Consider the following 5420-nt stretch of genomic DNA (forward strand, 5'->3'; position numbering starts at 1 on the left):
TCAAGCTGGAAAGAGCGCGATCGCTTGTTCAACCTTCCACGTTCTAGTTGGGAAGATTATGATCCGAAGCTGATCTCTAAAGGTGGTGGCATTTTCTCACGCCGCGCTAAGTCGATTTCACTCACGCCTGAAATTCAAAAGATGCTTCATACTAAGAAGTCATCAGTAGCACCGAACGATCTCATTAAGATGATCCTTTCTATGGAAGTCGATCTTCTGTGGAACGGTGGTATCGGTACCTACGTCAAAGCTTCTAGTGAAACTCATACCGATGTGGGCGACCGCGCTAATGATGTACTTCGTATTGATGGCCGTGACTTAAAAGCAAAAGTGGTTGGCGAGGGTGGTAACTTGGGTATGACTCAGTTGGGTCGCATTGAATATGCACTGACTGGTGGACGAGTTAACACGGATTTCGTTGACAACGTGGGTGGGGTTGACTGTTCGGACAACGAAGTAAACATTAAGATCTTCCTTAATGGTCTTGTGACCAATGGCGATCTCACGGTCAAACAGCGCAACAAAATCCTTGAGTCGATGGAAGATGAAGTCGGCGAGATTGTTCTGGATGATGCTTACTGTCAGTCGGAGTCTATCTCTGTCACTGAACAGCAAGGTGTGTCATTAGTGAAAGAGCAAATTCGTTTTATCCACACTATGGAGAAAGCGGGTCATCTTGATCGAGCATTAGAGTATATTCCTGATGATGAAACCTTGATTGAGCGTGAAAAACAGGGCATGGCACTGACTCGTCCGGAACTGTCGGTTTTGGTTGCGTACGGTAAAATGGTGCTAAAAGAAGAGCTCGTGCATGAAGACATCGCTAAAGATGAGTTTCATGCGCAACAGTTGGTTAGCTATTTTCCAACAGAGTTACGCCGTAACTATTCTTCGCAAATGGATAGTCATCCGTTACGTGCCGAAATTATCGCGACAGCGCTGGCAAATCAAATGGTTAACGAGACGGGGTGTAACTTCGTTACTCGTCTGCAAGAAGAAACCGGTGCATGTGTTGTCGATATTGCCAACGCATACGCGGCAGCTCGTGAAATATTTGGATTAGGTAAAGTACTCGAAGATATTCGAGGTTTAGACAACGATGCATCGACTCAAGCTCAGTACGAAATGATTTTCTATGTGCGCCGAACGCTGCGTCGTCTCTCTCGTTGGTTACTACGAAACCGTACTGGTCGCCAATCAGTAAAAGATTTAATCGCACTTTACCAAGCGGATGTTAACACGATAAAAACTCATCTAGACGACATGCTTGTTCCTTCGGAAGTGGAAGAGCACAACGAGATGGCGAGAACCTGGATTGAACAGGGTGTTGAGGCCGATGTCGCGAATTACGTAGCTCGTTTGTCGAGTTTATACTCTGTACTGGATATATCCACAGTGTCTCGTGAGAAAGGTAAAACCGTCGAGCAAACAGCCAAGTTGTACTACAACCTTGGTGATCGATTGTCACTGCATTGGTTCTTGAAACAGATTAACGGCCAAGCGGTAGATAATAACTGGCAGGCGTTGGCTCGAGCTGCTTTCCGTGAAGATCTTGACTGGCAACAACGTCAGCTGACTGGTCAGGTGCTGAGTTGCAGCTGTTCACCAGAAGATCTTGATGTTATGAAGGCGCTTGAAGATTGGATCGAGACTAATGAAGTGTCATTGCACCGTTGGGAAAACATTCTCAACGAATTCAAGGTAGGCTCGGTTCATGAGTTCGCCAAATTCTCTGTCGCACTACGTGAACTAATGCTGCTAAACCTTAATTGCACTGCCAATGAGTAAACGTTTGCTATAATTCGTTGAATTATTCGGTAAAACCATTAATAATACAGCCCCGTTTACACGGGGCTTTTTTCTTTCGGAGGCACAATGCTTTACCGTCTAGCCAGAACTGGCTTTTTCCAACTCGATGCCGAGAAGGCACACGATCTTGCAATTCAAAATTTCAAGCGTTTTACTGGCACTCCACTTGATCTGTTTTATCGCCAACAACTTCCGCATCGTCCTGTCGAATGCATGGGCTTAACTTTCCGTAATCCAGTTGGCCTTGCCGCCGGTTTGGACAAAAACGGTGAATGTATCGAAGCGTTCGATGCCATGGGGTTTGGCTTTGTTGAAGTAGGTACGGTAACTCCGCGCCCGCAATCGGGCAATGATAAGCCACGTCTTTTCCGTCTTGTTGAAGCAGAAGGTATTATCAATCGCATGGGCTTCAATAACTTAGGCGTTGATAATCTCGTTGAAAATGTTAAGAAAGCGAAATATGACTGTGTTCTTGGCATCAATATTGGTAAGAACAAAGATACGCCAATTGAAAAAGGTGCTGAAGATTACTTGATCTGTATGGAGAAAGTATATGAGTACGCGGGCTACATTGCAGTAAACATCTCTTCGCCAAATACTCCGGGACTTCGTTCTCTTCAATATGGTGAAGCGTTAGACGAATTGCTTGCAGAGCTGAAAACCAAGCAAGCAGAACTTGCAGAGAAACATGGTAAGTATGTTCCTCTTGCACTGAAGATCGCTCCGGATCTTAGTGACGATGAGATCAAACAGATCTGCGAATCACTACTTAAAAATCGCATCGACGCTGTGATTGCAACCAACACAACTTTGGATCGTTCTATTGTCGAAGGCATGAAACATGCGAATGAAGCGGGTGGTCTAAGTGGTCGTCCGGTGCAAAATCGCAGTACTGAAGTAGTGCGCAGCCTTCATGAGCAACTAAAAGGCCAAATTCCAGTTATTGGTGTAGGCGGCGTTGATTCTTATGTCGCTGCAAAAGAGAAACTGATGGCGGGTGCAGAGTTAGTTCAAGTTTACTCTGGTTTTATCTACCACGGACCATCACTAGTTAAAGATATCGTTAAAAACCTATAGTCGCTTGCCAAAAGAGATTGCATTCTAGTGACATTGTCACATGAGGTTTCTCGAACCTAGCTAGACAGAAATCAAGAGGAAATGAGTTTTCATTTCCTCTTTTTTTTCGTCAACCAGCTAATAGAATCCAATATTGTTAGTAAAGGTAACTAAGCGTTTTACTTACTTCAAATCCAAATTCAGAGATGGAACGATGTTGAAACCTAGTGACAAATGGACATGGTACTATGATGACTCAGAGGGGCACTTAATGCTTGATCTGGGTGATGATATGGTTTTCAAAACCAATCTACCGCGTAAACTGATTGTTGAATGTGCAATTGGTGTCAATGAGTTCTCTGTTGATGATGCATCTTCTTACCAAACCTACAAAGAGCAAATCGCGCTGTTAGGTTTAAGTGAACCACGCCAGGCCGAGCTAGCACTCTATTGCGTCGCGGCGAAGCGCTTCCATAAACCTGTTCAGCCAAAAAGCTGGTTTTTTGATTGTTTGTCAGATGGACAGATCACGCCAGAAGAGGGTGACCTAATTCGCCTCAGCAATAACCTTAGTGATGGATTTTTTATTGTACTTGAGGTTGGCGAGTGTGCCAGCTTGTGCGCATCAGTCTCTTTAGAGGAATTTGAGCTAAATGGCTCTAAGTCGTTGCAGTTTGGCCAAGCGATAAAAGTAATGCATGACAGGCTTACTATCGCAAATCATCTTTTTCATGTTCAACCAATCGCTATGGTTGGCTAATTTCATTACTTTTCCTTCGTTTCATTTCCCGCCAGCGTGATGCTGGCTTTTTTTGTCTCTAGATTTCTACATTGGGGCCACTAGCTCGGTGCAAATGCATAGCTCTCATTTGTGAGATGTGTTCAAATTATCACCAAACAGAACGACTATTTTCCTGCTTTTTAGCCACGTCAGCGTAGTGGAAACCCACTAATATTCCCCATTTTACCTATTTTTGTAATTTAGTTTCATTAAATCCACCCTTTGGTATAGACCAAATTTAAGGGGAATAAGTATTCACTTCGCTTTTAGCCCTTATTACCACGCTTAAAACGATTGGTGTATTGCTCTGCGTTGAAATTGGGCAACAAAAACTGAAAGTGTTGAATTTTCGTCCATTTGGTAGGGAAGTTTGGCTAATTAACGGATTGCGCTAACGATAAGTGATTGAGTCGGGTATAATGCGTGGTCATTTTTTAAAGAATTAATACATCACTATGCATCAATATCTTGCGGTTACATCCAACGGTTTGGAAAACCTGTTGGTTGAAGAGTTAACTAAGCTAGGGATTAGCAATGCCAAACCTGTTCAAGCAGGGGTGCGTTTTAAAGCTTCGAATGAGCAAATTTATCGTTGCTGTCTATGGAGCCGCCTGGCATCGCGTTTTGTCCGTGTGCTTTCTGAGTTCACATGTAACGATGATATGGATTTGTACCTAGCTACATCTTCGGTGAACTGGGTGAACCAGTTCCATAGTTCAAAGAAATTTGTGGTTGATTTCAATGGTACCAATCGTGAAATTCGCAATAGCCAATATGGCGCGATGAAAGTTAAAGATGCAATAGTAGACGCATTCGAGAAAAAGAACCTGCCTAGACCATCGATCAGCAAAGATCATGCAGATCTTCGCATTCATGTTCGTTTGCATCGTGATAAAGCTATCTTAGGTGTTGATATGGTCGGCGGTGGTTTACATCAACGTGGATATCGTCCTGAGTCTGGTCGTGCGCCTCTCCGTGAGACATTAGCAGCTGCAATAATTCTTCGTAGTGGTTGGACAGTTGATAAGCCGCTATTAGACCCTATGTGTGGTTCTGGTACGCTTCTGATTGAAGCTGCAATGATGGCGGCTAACATGGCCCCTGGGGTTAATCGTAAGCAGTGGGGCTTTGAGTCCCTTGAAGACTTTGACCCAGAACTTTGGGCAGAGGTAAAATCCGAGGCGAGCGTGCAAGCTAAGAGAGGCGTCAAGAAAGTTGACACTAAGTTCTTTGGCTTTGATAACGACGCTCGTGTGCTGAAAACGGCCAAAGATAACGCGCGTCGAGCGGGTGTTGAGCCATTAATTGAGTTTAACCTTGGTGATGCGGCGCAAATTAAGCGTCCAGCAGGCTTCGAATCGGGTGTTATCGTTTCTAACCCGCCTTACGGTGAGCGCTTAGGTACCCATCCTGGCCTAATTGCTTTGTACACAGCCTTTGGTGCACAGCTGAAATCAGAGTTTGGTGGTAGCCAAGCGTCTATTTTCTCTAGTTCTGATGAGCTGTTGAGCTGTTTGCGCATGCGTGCTGATAAGCAGTTCAAGTTGAATAATGGTGCGTTACCGTGTCACCAAAAGAATTACTCGATCAGTGACCGTCCATCAGATAGTAAAGGTGACAATGTCACTGATTCTCTAATTGCCCCGGACTTTTCGAACCGTTTAAAGAAGAATATCGCTAAAATTGGCAAGTGGGCACGCAAAGAAGAGTTGGATTGTTACCGGATCTATGACGCAGATCTACCTGAATACAATGTAGCCATAGACGTGTATTT

At 44.2% G+C, this 5420-nt stretch carries 4 protein-coding genes; all 4 read left to right on the top strand.

Going from position 1 to position 5420, the window contains the following annotated elements; all coding sequences use genetic code 11:
- On the top strand, nt 1-1788 hold a 1788-nt coding region (locus tag QTO00_RS14090; RefSeq protein WP_331425366.1), incomplete at its 5' end, for an NAD-glutamate dehydrogenase domain-containing protein.
- 87 nt (nt 1789-1875) lie between these two features.
- Nucleotides 1876-2886, top strand: coding sequence for a quinone-dependent dihydroorotate dehydrogenase (pyrD, locus tag QTO00_RS14095; protein ID WP_331425367.1), 1011 nt, complete (start codon nt 1876-1878; stop codon nt 2884-2886).
- A gap of 193 nt (nt 2887-3079) precedes the next feature.
- Nucleotides 3080-3625 (top strand): cell division protein ZapC, encoded by a 546-nt coding sequence (locus tag QTO00_RS14100; RefSeq protein WP_038203086.1) that lies wholly within the window; start codon nt 3080-3082, stop codon nt 3623-3625.
- A gap of 476 nt (nt 3626-4101) precedes the next feature.
- Nucleotides 4102-5420: bifunctional 23S rRNA (guanine(2069)-N(7))-methyltransferase RlmK/23S rRNA (guanine(2445)-N(2))-methyltransferase RlmL (gene rlmKL / locus QTO00_RS14105; RefSeq protein ID WP_331425368.1), on the top strand; the 1319-nt coding region annotated here is incomplete at its 3' end.

The sequence above is a fragment of the Vibrio sp. M260118 genome, from assembly GCF_036533755.1.
In the GTDB taxonomy this organism is placed as follows: Bacteria; Pseudomonadota; Gammaproteobacteria; order Enterobacterales; family Vibrionaceae; genus Vibrio.